Below are 17,047 nucleotides of genomic sequence, written 5' to 3'. Positions count from 1 at the left end.
TCGGCGATTTCTTTAAGTTTACGGGCGATTCGCACGCTTTTAGCGGCGATTTCTTTAGGTTTACAATAAGGAGCAACCATCGCGGACGCACGGTTTGTTGCGTCTTGCATTGTGTGCTGTCCCCGCAGGAGTCACCGCCTTCGCTACCATCAACTAGTGTTCTCTTCTAAATCTTAAAATAAGCATCCGTCATCAGACTGCCGCTTCAAGCTCTTCCAGAAGCCCAAAAACAAGCGAATATAATTGTGCTAACACTTCGTCAAGTGACTGCTGCTCACTAAATCCATCCAGCGCATCTAACGCAAGATTTACTTCCCAAAGACCGTCTTCCCCAGAAAATGCCGCACTATACGTCATCTTCTCATTTTGCAAATGTGCTTTAAAATACGAATGCAAAAACTCACTGTACTTCTTTTGCAATCGCAGTCCAAACAAGGCACTATACACACCAAACGCCCCGTCGAATTCAAGCGCAAACGAATCCACGCGAATCACATCAAAACGTTCAGACGTCACATACATAAATTCATTTGCATGCTCTTTTAAATATTGCACAGGCTTTATCAGAAACGAAGTTGTTTCTTCTGCTACTAACTCTTCAGTTTCCTTATTGCAACGTTCGATTACTTCGAATTGCAGATGGATTGTTTCTATTGTTGCATCCTCGTTTAACAATGCGTGCTTTTGAGCATACGACTTTTCTACGTCGATTAATTTAATATTGGCTTGCTCGTTTATTAATGATTCTATTTGGGTTTTTAACACCTATTATCCAGCTCCATTCGATTGCTTTGAAGATAAGTATAGCTTAGGTTGAGTGGAGTGTGGGGGAAATGTGTATTTATTATTGATTCCTGTGCTAATAAGGTCTTTCATAATGCGTTGAACCTTTTTATGATTTATTTTTTGCCCACGATTTCCACTAGTTGCAAGAAGATTTCCTTTCTGTCTACTACAGACTTATAAATTGTTCAGATTTTTCATTTGATTCATAAGCTTTATTGAATTAAGTAGAGCCATCTAAATATAGATGGCTCTACTACTGTCCAATATTTTAATGCATGCTATTAATCACTTTATTATTTTGTTAAATTTAACGCTCTATACAAGATTGCAACGAATTGAGCTCTTGTAATAGAATCTTGAGGATTAAATTTCCCATTATCCCCTTGCACGATACCTAATTTTTCTAAACCAGCAACGTATCGATAACTCCAATGATTTTTAGATAAGTCTTCAAAATTACTTTCATCACCTAGTTCAAAATCAAAAGCAGTTACAATAATTTTTGCCAATTGTGCACGGGTTAAGAATTCATCAGGTTTAAATTGACCATTTGTTCCATCAACAATACCTGCTTGTTGAAGCAATTGAATTTCCTCGTAGTAAGGATGGGTTGGTAATACATCACTAAATGAAGCATTTTCACGTATTGGTTTTAAATCTAAGGCACGGTTAATCATAATAGCAATATGTTTTCTTAAAATCGACTCATTTGGACGGAATGTACCATCTGGATAGCCGTTAATAATACCTAGAGCGGCTATTTCTTCAATCATTTCTTTCGACCAATGTGTTGAAACGTCTGAAAAATTAGGTTTATCTTCTTCTACGGATTCATCAATTTCTTTTTTATTTTCAATCCATTTTGCATACAAGGTTGTTGATACAGTTATAACATCTTTTTCGAAATCCCATTTAACTTTAAATTCAGGGTCTTTATACCACCCTTCAAATAGATAACCTTCTCTTTTAGGATTTTCAGGTTTTTTTATATTTTTATTTTTTTCTAAACTTTGCATACCAATGGCACTTCCACCATTTGTATTAAAAATAATCTTATATTTATTTGGTTCTAATTTAATAGGTGTTGTTGACGTAGCATCGGTATTATTATATATAGGAATGTTGTTAATCTCTTTCACCGTAACTATAATACTTTCTTCAGCTGTTAACCTTCCATCACTTACACGCACAATAAACGTATAGCTACCTGGCCCCTGTGCTTCCGAGGGTGTCCAAGTAAATACGCCTGTCGTCGCATTGATGCTCGCCCCTGTTGGTGCACCTACTAAACTGTATGTTAATGTATCTCCATCTGCATCCGTTGCCGATGCTTTGAATGTCAATTGACTCTCCTCATTGACTGTTTTATTACCAATTGCTTGTAACACTGGGGCGCTATTTACTTTATTCACAGTAACGGTAATGCTTTCTTCATCTGTTAATAATCCGTCACTTACACGGACGATAATTGTATAGCTGCCTGGCCCCTGGGCTTTCGATGGCGTCCAGGTAAATACGCCTGTCGTGGCATTGATGCTCGCTCCTGTTGGTGCACCTACTAAACTGTAAGTTAATGTATCTCCAGCTGCATCCGTTGCTGATGCCCTGAATGTCAGCTGACTATTCTCATTCACTGTTTTATTACCAATTGCTTGTAACACTGGGGCGCTATTTACTTCATTCACCATCACCGTGATGCTTTCTTCATCTGTTAACATTCCATCACTTACACGTACAGTAAATGTATAGATGCCTGGACCCTGGGCTTTCGTTGGTATCCAGATAAAAACACCTGCCGTCGCATTTATGCTCGCTCCTGTTGGTGCACCAACCAAGCTATAGGTTAACGTATTGGCTGGTAAATCAGCGTCTGTTGCCGATGCAGTGAAAGTCAACAGGTTACCCTCATTAACTGTTTGATTACCTATTGCTTGTAACACTGGGGCGCTATTTACTTCATTCACCGTAACCGTAATGCTTTCTTCAGCTAGTAACATTCCGTCACTCACACGCACGGTAAATGTATAGATACCTGGCCCCTGTGCTTCCGTTGGTATCCAAGTAAATACACCTGTCGTAGCATTTATGCTCGCTCCTGTTGGTGCATTGATTAAGCTATAAGTTAGTATATCTCCATCTGCATCTGTTGCTGAAGCAGTGAATGTCAGCTGACTATTCTCATTCACTGTTTTATTACCAATTGCTTGTAACACTGGGGCGCTATTTGCTTCATACACCGTCACCGTAAAGCTTTTTGAATCTATTAACATTCCGTCACTTACAAGCACGATAAATGTATAGTTGCCTGGATAATGGGCTTCCGTTGGTGTCCAAGTAAATACTCCTGTCGTGGCATTGATGCTCGCTCCTGTTGGTGCACCGACTAAACTGTATGTTAATATCGCTGAATCCGAATCTGTTGCTGTCACCGTAAATGTCAACAGGTTACCCTTATTCACTGTTTGATTACCTATTGCTTGTAACACTGGGGCGCTATTGACTTCATTCACCGTAACTGTGATGGTTTCAGCAGCTGTTAACATTCCGTCACTTACACGTACAGTAAATGTATAGCTGCCTGGACCCTGGGCTTCTGTTGGTGTCCAGGTGAATACACCTGTCAGGGAATTTATGCTTGCTCCTGTTGGTGCTCCAACCAAGCTATAGGTTAACGTATTGGCTGGTAAATCAGCGTCTGTTGCCGATGCAGTAAATGTCAATTGACTTTCCTCATTAACCGTTTTATTACCAATTGCTTGTAACATTGGAGCGCTATTTACTTCATTCACCGTAACCGTAAAGCTTTCTGCGTCTGTTAACATTCCATCATTCACATATACGGTAAATATATAGCTACCCGGACCCTGGGCTTCCGTTGGTGTCCAAGTAAATACACCTGTCGTCGCATTGATGCTCGCTCCTGTTGGTGCACCGACTAAACTGTATGTGAGTGTATCTCCATCTGCATCTATTGCTGATACAGTGAATGTCAGCTGACTGCCCTCATTCACTGTTTTATTACCAATTCCCGTCATTGTTGGTGGAGTATTTGTATTGTCAATCAATGAATGCACTTGTGCAACTGGGAAACTTAAAATGGAGTCGCCTGTAGCTGAGCTTACTCCTGTAATACTAGACAAAACGAAACCCACACCTGATTTAAACGAACCTGCAGCAGAAATATAACCAGCATACAAATCCCCACTGTAGCCACTTTCATACAATGAGGTCCCATCAAATGTCGCTGTTAAATTCGGCGCAAACGTTGTAGGCGCTGCCTCTATCTTTTGAGTTCCAAAATTTAAAAAACATGTTACCATCATCAAAGAAACAGTAAGCAACGCCATTTTTTTAATCACTATCAACTTCCTCTCCTTTCAATTCTATCTTTCTATTCTGACGAGCAATATTCTTTCTCAAACTAGAAGCCTATCTTCTGATATCAGAGGAATCTCACCTTACCTCCTTTAACTTGATCTTCAGTTCACTTTTTATATGTATGTATTCTATAGTAATAAGTACATACCCTTTAAAAGTACTATAGATAAAAACATGACGATACTGACGAATGTTAATGATTAGAGCATTAACATTCAAAAAAATAGCCTCTTAGCGATATTTATAAGCTAGAGATTATTGATAGAGTGAAGGGTTACATGGGCACTTTTATAAATCGATTCAAGAAATATGAAATTTTTCGAGAATAATTGAGGTTTACAGGGGTTTTCAAAGCATACAAAAAAGCAGAGAGGTGTTCAACCCTCTCTACATTTCCTATTAGTGGAAAATATTTTTCCTATGTCATAAATAATTCTTCACAATATAATCAAACTAAATCCTTCAGACTATTTCCATTCCTATCTTTCCATTCAGTCAATCCATTCGCACTTCGCCCCATTACAATATCAGCTGCTGCTGACGGGCTAGTAAATAAAAGATCTTCCATTACTACAAATTCATCATTAACAACTTTTACTTGCTCTGTATGTAATAAATCATTTCTTTTGGCTAATAAACGCTCTGAATACGAATTTACAATGCTATTTGCAATCTTAGATCCTTTTAATACGACAAAACCTTCTTGTGTTTGAATACCTTTAGCATCGACACCACGGGTCGATTTTATAGATAAAACATCATTTGCATTTACATCTGAGCTATCTTTGATCTCTTCAAATAATTTATGACCCAATGTATTGACCATCATTGTAAGATTGCTAATATATTCATCCATTTCTGCTCGGTCAGCTTCAGAAATTGAAGGCATCGGAGGAATGTTTCCATTCATTAAAAAGTAACGATTTGCGACTTTAGCCTTTTCATATAACTTATTTTCAATATACTTTATATGAGCTTTATTTAGATTCTCATCTTTACTTATAAATACAATCACTTCATTCCAAAAATCCTTTTCACGCAAATGGCTTTGTAATCGTATATAAACTTCCTCTGCTTCCCCTATGTAAACAGCTTCTTTATCTTCATTATTTCGACCGAATAACATATACACACCAGTAGAATTTAAGTTAGGACGATCCGAGCATTTTTTCACTTCGGTTCTTGGTATTCTATATGCTAGCCCTGTCCAGTTAGATAATTCACACGTTAATCTTCCACTTGGGTCTCCATCGATCAAGAACATTTTGATTGTTTTGCCAAAACTCATTACAACCACTCCTATTAATTCATATGCACAATCTGCTATTACACAACCACTTTATTTTGTGCCTCAATATCCCGCACATCACACGCGCTCAAATCGTGCACCTCATTTATATGTATTTATAGGTCATTTATAATCTTATGTATTACTATTATTTTACCACTAAATTATTATTTTCAACTTCTAATTTTAGAATAAATTTACTAATCACGTACATCAGAAAATAAAAAAGCAGAGAGGCTTTAATTCTCTCTCTGCTTATTGAAATATATTTTTCCGATGCCATCTAAAATACTGCTTATTCTCTTCATATCTTGAAACCTTCATCTTTTGATGAATGTTATACATTCCATAGTTCGTTGCTGGAATTCGTTCTGAAATGTGAATTAAGCCTGTTCCATCAAATGTAATATAACCTTGATCGTATAATGCGTCATGATTACAGCAAAGCAATACACCATTATACGGATCTAACCGTTCTTCATTTGAACTTTCCCGCCAAGGCTTAGAGTGGCTTGCACGTAGAAGCGCCGGTAGCTCAATACCACAAAGTGCGCATTGATGATTCCATAAAGGTAATAATGCTGCTTTAAATTTTTCTTGGCCAATACGGATTTTACGTTTTGCTTCCGCTTCTGTTTCGGTAATCACTGGAATAAGCGTATTTCGTTCTGTGCGTACTACCGTGCCAATCGCAAATTCTAGCTGTTCATCATCCACTTGATAAATATTCATATCACTAATAATATCTAATAGCTTGATCGCAAGTTCTTCATTACATGGATATAAATAGCCTTGGTTTCCATCCCCATCTTGCTGGAAAGCTGAGTATTTAACAGGCAATAACACTTTCAACTCATTAAAGTAATCTTTAATCGTTAATGGTTGTTCTAATTCATGGTATTGCAGCCTCACTAGAAAACCTTGCTCTTCCCACCGGTCATATGATGTCAGAGAATCAGGCTTTTTGCCTTCCTCACAATCAGACAGCGCAATACTAATTGCAACGATCTTGCCTTTTACGTAATGAAAAATACGATCTTCTGAGCTAACTTCCTCCATACGTCGCCATGAGTGCGGAGTGCTCCCGCCTTTATCTTTTTGTGGTGACCAGATGATTTCTGCTTCTTTTTCTTCTTGATAGGTGTGCCCTTGCATGACGATGTAGTGGTTCATTATGTTCTCCTCTTCTATTCATTACTTCTATTATAGCTAAAGTATTGAAGGTATTTATATAATATATAGTTATTCTAGTATATAAACCCCTTTTAATTTCGTAATCCCATTCACAATAAAATAAGCCATAGTGCTCCTTTCACAATAGGGCAACCTATGGCTCTTATATTTTTAAATAATTAACTTTTACCTAATTCTTTTCTCGAATTATTCCTAATTCAAACTATCCAACATTTCAACAATATATTGCGAAGTTTCCATCATCTGCTGTTTATTTGTTATTGAAGATTCACCATCACCTTTTTGATGACCATAATCTCCAAAACCGCCATGATTCCCACCGTTTATTTCGATAAAACGTGCGTCATTTGGCAAAATATTTTTAACATCCTTTACTTTGTTTAAGTCTGCAACTTTATCATTGCTTCCCCATAGTGATAAGACTTTTATTGGTTGACTACTTAGATTTGTTTTTGATTGGGGATAGGATGCTAATAGTACCAAGCCTTTTATATTATCATTTTTTAGTGCATAATCTGCTGCCATGACGCCCCCTAAAGAATGTCCTCCGATCACCCAAGTATCAATTTCTTTATGATTAGTTATAATATTGTCTGCTTTATTCGGTGAAAAAATGGCTAAGTTAAAGCTCATTTTCGCAATACTAACCGTATACCCTTTTGCTGCTATCTCTTTAGCTAAAGGTGCATATGCAGATGCTTCTACCTTTGCACCTGGGTAAAAAATAAAGCCGATATTTTTAGCATTCGATACGGGTTCAAATAAAATATCCCCATTCTCTTCCACTTTAACGAGCGCGTCAGATGTTAAACTATCCAAAGCCAACGAACTGGCCTTATAATATGAACTTACATAAATAAAAAATCCTGCTACAAGTAGTATTAACAAAGCAGAAATTCCCGTTAAAAATTTAAACTTTAAAGATTTCTTTTGTTTCATCGTATATCCTCCTATCCTATTTATTATATTCAGCTTTGCAAAAATGTTTTAATTGTTACCAGTATCCACTTCACCCATTCATACTAGCCCTGAAATATGCTCGTTTACATTTTGTTCTGTCCATTTTTTGTCTTCAAGATTGACTAATACGCTCATAATTTTAAATTTCAAACTTTGGTCGATGACTTTTCGGAACACTCCAACTATACGGACGTTGACATGATGGTAAAGCTGATTTCATACCAGAGCCATCCTTCAATCCCCCCGACAAAGTTTAACATTATATTAATGATAGCACCCGCATCTCGTTTTCACTTGGAGGTGCAAAGTGACATAACTTACTATGCACATAAAAAACACCACCTCAAATGAGATGGCTAGATCATTTTAGATATTCAACTAATGTTTACCTTTTAAAATCCCGAAACTCATATTGATTCATAGGGGAAAGGGCTATTAAATCCCCCTACTTTATCCCTCAATATTGTATCTTTTTAATTTCCAAGAATATGCCCAAGTCCGAGGATGCCTTGGATACCCCTCTTGCGTCAAATCCTCCATATGATAGATTTCTCTGTTTTTAATTAAACAAAAAATTTCTTGAATCCGCTTGTCATAATCAAATATGTATCCTTTTCCCCAAGCAATAATTATTAATTGAGCATCTTTGTTAGCCATTTCAATTATCGTATTATTATTATATTTTCCGTCAATATCTATCCCTTTAACAAAATCCAAACTTTGTACTGAAATATACTCATCGACTTTTTCTTGATATATCTCACATACTACATAAAGATTAGTAATAATAATTTTCCCTATGCCCTGTAAAACACCAGCAGCGTTATTTAACGAAACGTATTTGATAATACGATTAAGAGTGTTGTCGGAAATTTCCTCATTTGCTTTACTTGGATTAATCATCATTAAATGGACAGCTTTTTCGGTATCGCCATTTTTTAATTCTATATCTAACCTATATCTCCTATTAGTATCAATATCATAATGTACTAATTTAACATTTTTCACATACTCATTCTTATAGTGAAAAATTCTTTTTTTTATTCTTTCCATAATACACCTCCTCTATATATGAAATATCTATGGAGTAAATATTTCAATGTATTCATTACAAAAATCAGCATATTATTTAACCGTATGATTTCTGTTAATGAAAAACTTTCAAATTTTAAATCTACTAACCCTTAATGTTTTATAATTAAATAAAGGTAAATTTTATTATAATTCCCCATCTTATATATCCGGATTAATTTTTATTATACGCCCTTTTTTTCTTCCTTCACATAATTTTTCTTTGTATTCAGAATAAATGGTATAATTAAATAATGAATTGAAAACGAATATACTTTTACAAGTCTTTTTGACAAACTCGAAGTAAATGTCAATGATTTAATGGATTGTAGCCGTGTTGAATTAAAAGTAGAATGTGATAAATTGTAAAAATCCTTTAAAAAAGATATTTAGAAGTGCAGGATGTACTTACTCCTAGCATCCACAGTAATTTTATTAGTTTAAAGTGTGCTCCTCTGCTTATACTCATAATAAGACAAAAAAGAATCCCATCTATTAAAAGACAAGATTCTTTAAACTCAAACATTTTTGCTAGTAGTGTATTCCAATAAAAATTACATTGAATAAAAAACACCATATGTAAGCGAGCAAACTAGTCCAATTTTGAATTGGATAGTTTGAACACTTACATAGAGTGATCTGAGCACCTCTATATTGTTGGTTAAGGTTATGAAAGATTAATGACATTTTTTATTTAGACAGTTTCTCATGCTTACGCTTCTAACGCCTCAATTGTTTGTGCTACTTGCTCTTCTGTTAAATTGTGACGCACGATGTAGCGATTGCGCGCATGCTTTGTACATTCGATTGTACAGCCACCTAAATGCTTTGCTTCATTTTCTTCAGATGCGATGATTTGCTTGTTACATTCAGGGTTTGCACAGTTAATGTAACGTTCACAAGGTTCACCGTCATAGTGATCACGACCGATAATCACATGCTCTACTTGATTGATTGGCACCGTTAAACGCTCATCAAATACGTACATTTGACCGTCCCATAATTGGCCTTTCGCAACAGGGTCTTTTCCGTATGTTGCAACACCGCCATGTAATTGACCGACATCGCCAAAGCCTTCACGTTTCATCCAGCCTGAAAACTTCTCACAACGAATCCCACCCGTGCAATATGTTAAAACATTTTTCCCTTCGAATAGCTCGCGGTTTTCACGTACCCATTCCGGTGTATCACGGAAGTTTTCTACATCTGGTCGAATCGCGCCACGAAAATGGCCGACATCGTATTCATACGTGTTACGCACATCTAATACTACTGTATTTTCATCTTGCATTTCAGCAAGGAATTGTTCTGGTGACAGGTAGCGACCTGTTAATTCATGCGGGTTAACGTCTGCTTCTAAGCCTAAGTTTACTAACTCAGGACGTGGGCGTACGTGCATTTTTTTGAATGCATGGCCATCTGCCGCATCAATTTTGAAGACAATCCCTTCAAATAATGAGTCTGCTTGCATGTTTGCCATGTATTGCTCTGTTTGCTCAATTGTACCTGATACCGTACCGTTAATGCCCTCATTAGCTACTAAAATACGACCTTTTAAACCGATTTCTTTACACATTGCTAAATGCGTTTCCGAAAACGCCGCTGGATCTTCAATTTTCGTGTAATGGTAATATAATAAAACTTGATAATTCATTTGTTTCCACCTATCATTTCATATATTTGCAGGATATACCTGATAGTCTATTTTACGACCTAATAACCATAAAGGATTTTCATTTAATATGCTATCGGTAATTAGGCTGAAATGGGTATAATTATTATTTTTCAAGAATTTGTGAAGAGGTCGGCGGACTTTTTTTATAAAGAAGAGTTATTAATAGTAAACCATTTTATTGGATTACCGAGGATAGGAATATTTAACGTTAAAATTTCCTAAAATAAAATAAAGCATAAAGTTACCAAACGGAAAATTTATGCTTTACGTTACATTTAGCAGCATTTCTACTGCTAAATACTAAGTATGGGGACGGCGGGAGTCGAACCCGCGTCCAAAGACTCCAATACTTCAGCTTCTACGCGTGTAGTTTGTCCATTCGCAATTCGCGTAGCATTATGCCGACACTTAGAACGACAAGGGATTGCAAACTTTAAAGCCGCGCTCATTTCAACTATTTTATCCACTAGGGAGTATTACATATTTACGAACTTGGTTCAAAGACCTATTTAATTATAGCATTTATTCACCAAATTGATAATGCCTTCCATACTCCTGAATGTAAAAGATATTTACAGTTTTCAGGTACAAAGATTTTCACAGTTTTTGTCCTATATGCCCAATGAGCAAAATCAGATTCAAATACACCTAATAAACCAATACCATATAAAGTATTTAACAATTCCTCTGGTTTTAAAGTGTTACAATGCACACTCTTATTAATCAAAATCTTCATCTCATTAAATGAATTTCTCTTTTTACCCATTTTAGGAAGTATCTCGGAAAACAATTCTTTTATCTGTTCGTCTGTGTAAAATCCAAATAATTCATCTTTAAACTCTCTAACTAAATAACTAGAATATTCTTTTAACGCTGCCCACAATATCTTTGCATTTAATTGTTCATCACTGTTATTACATAACATTTGACAACTATTAAAATACTGGATTACATCCCTAGGCTTATAAGTCGTAAAATCTAGAATCCATCCCCAAGGTTCTTTAGCCTCAGCCTTAGAATTACTTTTAATTTCAAAAGGTAAAATTAACTTCAAAGGGTTCACTACAGGACTAGAGATACTATTTTTTAACGAGTTAGCAATACGTTTATTAATAAAGTCAGCCAAAGGAAAATCAAATTTATCTTGAGAATCGCTATTCCAAGTCAAATGTACTGTATTACCTAAATTCAGCTTATTTACATTAGCACCCGAAACAAATTCATAAACATTATTTCTTAAGAAAATTACTATCTTTATTGGTAAGTCACTATTATTAAAATCATTATTTAATCTATAGATAGTCCAAAGAAGACCATTTAATGAATCTTTATACGTTTTATCATTTTTGATTTTCTCATCTAATCCATCAAGTACTAAAAAATATTGTTTATCATTACTAAATCTTATTTCAGATAATAAAATATCTAACAGTTCCACAATATCTTGAAGTTTATAATGCGAGTTGCCACCACTTTCATCTTTGCCTATATATTTTTCGAATTTTTCATCTAGGCTTATCCCTCTTTTAAGCCTATTATTAATCAACCTTCTAAAATTTGGCTCACCTTCGCCTAAAAGCCCTTTATATAAATATTTCAAGTCATCTAAAGATTCACTATCATTAGGTAATTTATCAATAATTAATTTACTTAAATGTGTGAAAATTATCCATTCCCATGCAGTTGAATATTTTTCATATGTATCAGCTTTAGAATCTTTAATGCTGTCAAATTTTATATAATCAAAAGTTTGGAAATTCACATATTTTGCATTAATATCCTTTGTAATTTCCGATTCCATCTCCAAATATTTACCAATATATGTTTTACCTGTTCCTTTTTTTCCTAAGACAATAAATTTAGTTTTATCCTTAATGATTTTTTGAACTGTATCATTTAAGTCATAAAAATTTTCTTTAAATGCTTTTAAATCTTTATTATATTCATTATCTGCATCTATAACTCCGAAGTAAATATCATTTATGAATACTTTTGATTCAGTTTCTAATTGTCTTTGTGAATAGTCAAATATTAAAAATTCACTTTGCGCTTTTCCCCAACAATAAGCTACTTGTTTGTGTGACCTTGTTGAACAATATTCTTTAATTTTATATGTTAAATAATTTGCAAGAGATGTATTAGTTAGCTTAGTTCCATCCAAAGCTTCTACTGTATTTCCTCTAAATGCTTCTAATAAATAGTAACTAAATATACCATGTCCAAGTGTATCATCTTCCATGACGCTTGCTGTACCACTTACAGATGCTGCACTAAAAACAAAAGTATATTCTGATTTTTTTTGTAAATCTTCTATATCTTTTTGAGAAATTTTTCTAGCCCTCAAGTTTCTTCCTTCAAATGAGATTGTACTTTCACAAGCGTCAATAAAAAAGATACTTTGAGAACATTTTTTCTTTTCAATTTCACCTAACATACTTTCAATAGATAAAGTTGTGTTTTCTAACTCATCGTAGTATGTATCATAACAAGAAATCCTTGGTGTACCATTAAAATTAATTCCATGCCCAGCAAAGAAAAAATAAAATTTATCCCCCTGATTTATTTTATCCATGATAATCTGAAATTGTTTTTTTATGTTTTGTAATGAAGCCTCACTTCCTAACAAGGTTTTAGTTTTAAAATCCATCGTATTAATTAAAATTTCATTAAAATCTCTTGCATCATTTTCTGCGTAAATTGTTGGTGTTAATTCATAATAATCCTCAATTCCTACGATTAAAGCATAGTTCACAAAAAAACCTCCTATATAGACATTTTAATACAATATTCCTATTATATCACTATTTACTATTTCTTTTGAATATAAGGAACAATAGGGAACAAAAAGAATTTTATTACCCCACCCCGTGCCGAATGAACGCTTAAAGCACTTTTAAAACGGAGTAATGCTTGTAATACACGGGAGAGATTTTTGAAAATATTTAGGTACCTCCGCTATAAGCCTATTTGTTCTTAGCTACGTTCCCTCCGCGAGGACTAATATTTAAAAATTTTATTTTATCTCTCCCTATATTTCCTTATCTCGTTATATAACCACTTATATTTTCTTATATTCTCTTATAGATACAGAAGAAGGAGGAATAAGAATGAAACAGTTCTTGTCAGTAAACGAGGTTGCTGAATTACTGTCAGTGAACCCAATGACTATTTACAAGTGGTGTAAGAGCGGTAAATTGCCATATTACACAATTGGCGGCTCAATTAAACGGTTCGACTATGAACAAGTAATCAAACACATTGAAGGAGGAAATTGAAAATGACTTACACTTTAGAGCAAGTCGGGAGAGTTCTATCAAAACTAAATTTAGGTGTCTCTGTTCATTCAGCTAAAAAGCTCGTAGACAATGGCAAATTAAAACGGATTGAAAGACCTCATTATTGCCAAAATACAGCTTACAACTTTTTAGTTGATATAGAGAGCTTAGAGACTTATCTCGTTAATGAGATAGGATTAAATGCGAATGAGGTATCAATTGCTTTGTTTGGAGGGAGTAAATAATGGTTACAGTTGAAAACTCTTTAAAAGCTCTAAGTTGGGAATATTACGATATGTCTACATTAAAGAAAGGCATTAGAGAGGGAGCTTTAGTAAAAGTTGATTATGATAGCGCATTTAGTTCGTTTGATTATGCAATTACTAGAGATTCACTATATGACTTCCTTGTCGGATTAAATTTCCCCCAATGGAAGATAGAGAAAACCTTTGAGAACGTTTAGTTAACGAATACTACACTTTCGGTACTATAACTGTGAAAGTGTATTTACATACACTAGCCGCGCATTATTAAACGTATAGCGCGGCTATAACTATATTAACTTTTGGAGGATTAACAATGGAACATGCTTTAACTTTTGATTTAGAAAATCGAACCGCTACAAAGTATAACGAGGAGACAGGAGAAGTATTAGAACGCTTCCGTATGGTTTCAGAAGAAGATGATAAAAAGGCTCAAAGGCAACGTGAAGGTCTTAAAAAAGCCCAACTAAGAGAAGAAGCTAGAAATAAAAGGGGAAATGATTTAGAGTTTATCCAGTGCATACAGGAGCCTTTAACTAAACTTGTATCTGAACCCGAACTTATTGAATGTGGGTACTTCATGCGTTTACTAAGCCATATGCGACAAAAAAACGGAGGTCTACTCACAGACGGTAAAGAACCTTTAAAACAAGCTAAGATACAGAAAATCTTCGACAAAGGAGACAGGAGAACAAGAGAGATTCTAACTAGACTAGAGGAAGTTGGGCTTATTAAAAGCCAACTGGTGAAACGTTCAAAAGTTTACTATGTCAATGAAGTCTTTCACACTAGGGGTAAACAGAAAGGGAAAAAAGCACACTTTGTAAAGCTCATGAAAGACGAATTAGATAAAAACATACGACGTTTATCTAATGAAGCACTAGGCTTACTTTATAAAATAATCCCTTTTTTCCATTACAAAAACTTCATGCTTACAACTACTCCTAATGAAACCGACTTAGATAAAGTAAAGGCTTTAAGTCTTGCTGGACTTGCTAAATTACTAAACCATGATGAAGATACAATAGACAAGTATATGAATGAACTAAATGACAACGGTGTTGTTCTCTATACCAAAACAAAGAAAAGCCATGTTTGCTATGTTCACCCAGACGTTTTATGGAGCGATACGGAATCTAATACAGATAAAGCGGACGAATTAAGAGCCGACTTCCTAAGAGAAATGTTTAAAGCTCATTAATAGAATTCTAATTTAAATACATATTTCCGCGTACATCCAAGGACAATGCTATTAGCGTGTCCTTTTTTATATGTGACAAACATTCAATAGGTCAAAGAACCCACCGAAAACAGTGCCGTTCAGACAGAAAATACACCGAAAATAGTGCCTCTTCAAAAAGTGCTATAAACGTTATTATATCAAGGCTCATAGGCTTTTTTTAGAAGGAGTTCACTTTTATATCTTGTCTTTGTATTAAGTATTCTGTATTTCAATTACAAACTAGGATTTATTAAAAATAAGATTCTGTTTGAGAACCTCCGCTTCGCTCCGTTTCTCAAACAGAATATAATCTCTAACAAATTCAGTGCTTCGCTACTTCGTAGCAAAGCGATATGAGGAGGAGTAAAATAAAATCTCTATAGTAAAATCTCTTTACTAGAAAATACTTAGGATATTCCGCTCCACCTCCCTTAAAGATAGTCTCTCAAATCCTTTGCTACTTCTTCTACATCAAGTTCTAAGTACTGTGTTGTAACCGCTAAATCACTGTGCCCAAGGGCTTTACTGATTAAAGCTATACTAGCTCCCTTCTCTAGCAAATTCTTCGCGTATGCCCTTCTAATCGCATGTGCATTGATATTTTCTAAACCGTACCGCTTCGAATACTTGCTTAATTGCTTAGAGATAGCACAATTAGACGATTTACTAGAGTTCATTGGTAAACCATTTTGAGTAATAAAGATATGACGGTTATCTGTACCGAAATGAGCGCGGATACCATTGTTTAACTGAATAAGCAGCTTTAACATTTCCGCTAGTTCTGTATCAATAGGGAGCTTTAAAAACTTGTGATTCTTCAAAGTAGAGCCGTCTAAATTTAAGCATAGGTTTTCAAAGTCTATATGACGCTCTCTAAGCTCTCCTAATGTGCGAATACGAATACCTGTCTTATACATTACTTTAATCGCGGCGGCGTCTCTAAAGCCGATAAAAGTTGTTTGGTTTATTAGTTGCAGGAGCTTCTCTATATCAGACTCCCGAGCTCCCTTCTTTACTTCCTTATCAATCTTAATTTGAATATTGCTCCAGAAGCGGTCTTTTAACCAACCGTTATTATAAAACTTGCTTAGTACCGCTTTAATTGACTTTAAGCGTATTAGTTTAGTCGCGGGAGTAACCTGTAAAATATCTAAGTAATGATAGAGCTTATCTAAATCAATATCCTCTACTATTACGATTCCACAAACCTCTACAAACTGTTTAAAGATGTACTCATAGCTCTCAATTGTGCGCGGTCTGTTCCCTGCTATACGCATTTGTTTAAAGACTGTTTCAAGTGCAATGCTAATGTGCGTACCTTCTCTTTCTTCAGCTTTACTACTTGATAGCATTACTACTTCACTATTTACAGCGAATATACCGTGTTTCCGCTTCCTATTAGACATAGAAAAAAACCTCCTAATGTGTTTACTTAGAAGGTCTTTAAACAAGCTCAAATATGCTAATTTTCCATAGGGATAAGAAAAGGGATATTGCCCAAGAGTTCAACTCCCGTTCAATATCCCTAGTCTGTTAAAACGTTGATATGACTACGTTTGTAGCCACTTTATGTATGGAGACGGCGGGAGTCGAACCCGCGTCCAAAGACTCCAATACTTCAGCTTCTACGCGTGTAGTTTGTCCATTCGCAATTCGCGTAGCATTATGCCGACAAACAGGCGTCCTGTACGCTAACCTGGAAATCTCTTGCCGGTGACTCAGGTGGCATCATCGACCGTATCCCACTAAAGTTGGGCCCCACGTTCTCTACATGGGCGATAGAGAGGCAGAGCGCTTACGAGCTTACGCTGCGAAAGCTAAGTTTTGTTGTTTGCCAGTTATTATATAACTTCCGTTGATGACGGAGCCGAGACCTCCGACGCGCGACCAAAGCTTGAACCATCCCTGTCGAATCCGTAACGTCCCCTTGAATAT

13 protein-coding genes and 1 other RNA gene are annotated in these 17,047 nt (G+C 35.3%); 4 read left to right on the top strand and 10 right to left on the bottom strand.

Translation table 11 applies throughout. The features are described from left to right. Nucleotides 1-192 precede the first annotated feature (192 nt). The 8 genes from ACIQXW_RS17535 to ACIQXW_RS17500 form a co-directional block, all read right to left on the bottom strand. On the bottom strand, nt 193-765 hold the full coding sequence (locus tag ACIQXW_RS17535) for a hypothetical protein (protein ID WP_402764228.1): 573 nt from the start codon (nt 763-765) through the stop codon (nt 193-195). Nucleotides 766-1,079: 314 nt separating this feature from the next. After that, nucleotides 1,080-4,145, bottom strand: coding sequence for a putative Ig domain-containing protein (locus ACIQXW_RS17530; RefSeq protein WP_402764226.1), 3,066 nt, complete (start codon nt 4,143-4,145; stop codon nt 1,080-1,082). A gap of 467 nt (nt 4,146-4,612) precedes the next feature. Next, nucleotides 4,613-5,452 (bottom strand): GIY-YIG nuclease family protein, encoded by an 840-nt coding sequence (locus tag ACIQXW_RS17525; RefSeq protein ID WP_401019899.1) that lies wholly within the window; start codon nt 5,450-5,452, stop codon nt 4,613-4,615. A 255-nt stretch (nt 5,453-5,707) separates the two neighbouring features. Beyond that, nucleotides 5,708-6,625 carry an HNH endonuclease gene (locus tag ACIQXW_RS17520; protein ID WP_402764223.1) on the bottom strand — a complete coding sequence of 306 codons (918 nt, stop codon included), beginning with the start codon at nt 6,623-6,625 and terminating at the stop codon, nt 5,708-5,710. A 213-nt stretch (nt 6,626-6,838) separates the two neighbouring features. Then, entirely contained in the window at nt 6,839-7,585 is a 747-nt protein-coding gene (locus tag ACIQXW_RS17515; RefSeq protein WP_402764220.1) for an alpha/beta family hydrolase, read from the bottom strand. 471 nt (nt 7,586-8,056) lie between these two features. Next, nucleotides 8,057-8,659 (bottom strand): DUF1643 domain-containing protein, encoded by a 603-nt coding sequence (locus tag ACIQXW_RS17510; RefSeq protein WP_402764216.1) that lies wholly within the window; start codon nt 8,657-8,659, stop codon nt 8,057-8,059. A 730-nt stretch (nt 8,660-9,389) separates the two neighbouring features. Continuing rightward, nucleotides 9,390-10,331 carry an oxygen-dependent tRNA uridine(34) hydroxylase TrhO gene (gene trhO / locus ACIQXW_RS17505; protein WP_402764213.1) on the bottom strand — a complete coding sequence of 314 codons (942 nt, stop codon included), beginning with the start codon at nt 10,329-10,331 and terminating at the stop codon, nt 9,390-9,392. A gap of 547 nt (nt 10,332-10,878) precedes the next feature. Further along, on the bottom strand, nt 10,879-13,104 hold the full coding sequence (locus ACIQXW_RS17500; protein ID WP_402764211.1) for a caspase family protein: 2,226 nt from the start codon (nt 13,102-13,104) through the stop codon (nt 10,879-10,881). A 355-nt stretch (nt 13,105-13,459) separates the two neighbouring features. On the opposite strand from ACIQXW_RS17500, the gene ACIQXW_RS17495 reads away from it, so the two are divergent. The 4 genes from ACIQXW_RS17495 to ACIQXW_RS17480 all read left to right on the top strand — a co-directional run bounded on the left by ACIQXW_RS17495 (nt 13,460) and on the right by ACIQXW_RS17480 (nt 15,091). Further along, the gene (locus tag ACIQXW_RS17495; protein WP_402764208.1) at nt 13,460-13,627 is read left to right on the top strand and encodes a helix-turn-helix domain-containing protein; all 168 of its coding nucleotides are present in this window, start codon (nt 13,460-13,462) and stop codon (nt 13,625-13,627) included. A gap of 2 nt (nt 13,628-13,629) precedes the next feature. Continuing rightward, nucleotides 13,630-13,872 (top strand): hypothetical protein, encoded by a 243-nt coding sequence (locus ACIQXW_RS17490; RefSeq protein WP_402764205.1) that lies wholly within the window; start codon nt 13,630-13,632, stop codon nt 13,870-13,872. After that, on the top strand, nt 13,872-14,090 hold the full coding sequence (locus ACIQXW_RS17485) for a hypothetical protein (protein ID WP_402764203.1): 219 nt from the start codon (nt 13,872-13,874) through the stop codon (nt 14,088-14,090). The genes ACIQXW_RS17490 and ACIQXW_RS17485 overlap by 1 nt, the downstream gene beginning before the upstream one ends. A gap of 116 nt (nt 14,091-14,206) precedes the next feature. Continuing rightward, nucleotides 14,207-15,091, top strand: a complete 885-nt coding sequence (locus tag ACIQXW_RS17480; protein WP_402764200.1) for a hypothetical protein — start codon at nt 14,207-14,209, stop codon at nt 15,089-15,091. A gap of 452 nt (nt 15,092-15,543) precedes the next feature. Here the strand turns inward: ACIQXW_RS17480 and ACIQXW_RS17475 are convergent, their stop codons facing one another. Further along, nucleotides 15,544-16,518, bottom strand: a complete 975-nt coding sequence (locus ACIQXW_RS17475) for a tyrosine-type recombinase/integrase (RefSeq protein ID WP_402764198.1) — start codon at nt 16,516-16,518, stop codon at nt 15,544-15,546. A 165-nt stretch (nt 16,519-16,683) separates the two neighbouring features. Beyond that, nucleotides 16,684-17,039: a transfer-messenger RNA gene (gene ssrA / locus ACIQXW_RS17470) on the bottom strand. Nucleotides 17,040-17,047: the final 8 nt, after the last annotated feature.

The sequence above is a fragment of the Lysinibacillus sp. NPDC097162 genome (assembly GCF_044762185.1).
Lineage (GTDB): Bacteria > Bacillota > Bacilli > Bacillales_A > Planococcaceae > Lysinibacillus.
The sequence above is the reverse complement of the archived record's forward strand: the minus strand, read 5'-3'. Positions and strand labels throughout refer to the sequence as shown.

Bases quoted from the DNA above. Each gene is read 5' to 3' on its own strand.
- ACIQXW_RS17490 (WP_402764205.1), top strand. From the start codon at position 13,630: ATGACTTACACTTTAGAGCAAGTCGGGAGAGTTCTATCAAAACTAAAT.
- ACIQXW_RS17510 (WP_402764216.1), bottom strand. From the start codon at position 8,659: ATGGAAAGAATAAAAAAAAGAATTTTTCACTATAAGAATGAGTATGTG.
- ACIQXW_RS17485 (WP_402764203.1), top strand. From the start codon at position 13,872: ATGGTTACAGTTGAAAACTCTTTAAAAGCTCTAAGTTGGGAATATTAC.
- ACIQXW_RS17475 (WP_402764198.1), bottom strand. From the start codon at position 16,518: ATGTCTAATAGGAAGCGGAAACACGGTATATTCGCTGTAAATAGTGAA.
- ACIQXW_RS17525 (WP_401019899.1), bottom strand. From the start codon at position 5,452: ATGAGTTTTGGCAAAACAATCAAAATGTTCTTGATCGATGGAGACCCA.
- ACIQXW_RS17520 (WP_402764223.1), bottom strand. From the start codon at position 6,625: ATGAACCACTACATCGTCATGCAAGGGCACACCTATCAAGAAGAAAAA.
- trhO (WP_402764213.1), bottom strand. From the start codon at position 10,331: ATGAATTATCAAGTTTTATTATATTACCATTACACGAAAATTGAAGAT.
- ACIQXW_RS17515 (WP_402764220.1), bottom strand. From the start codon at position 7,585: ATGAAACAAAAGAAATCTTTAAAGTTTAAATTTTTAACGGGAATTTCT.
- ACIQXW_RS17495 (WP_402764208.1), top strand. From the start codon at position 13,460: ATGAAACAGTTCTTGTCAGTAAACGAGGTTGCTGAATTACTGTCAGTG.
- ACIQXW_RS17480 (WP_402764200.1), top strand. From the start codon at position 14,207: ATGGAACATGCTTTAACTTTTGATTTAGAAAATCGAACCGCTACAAAG.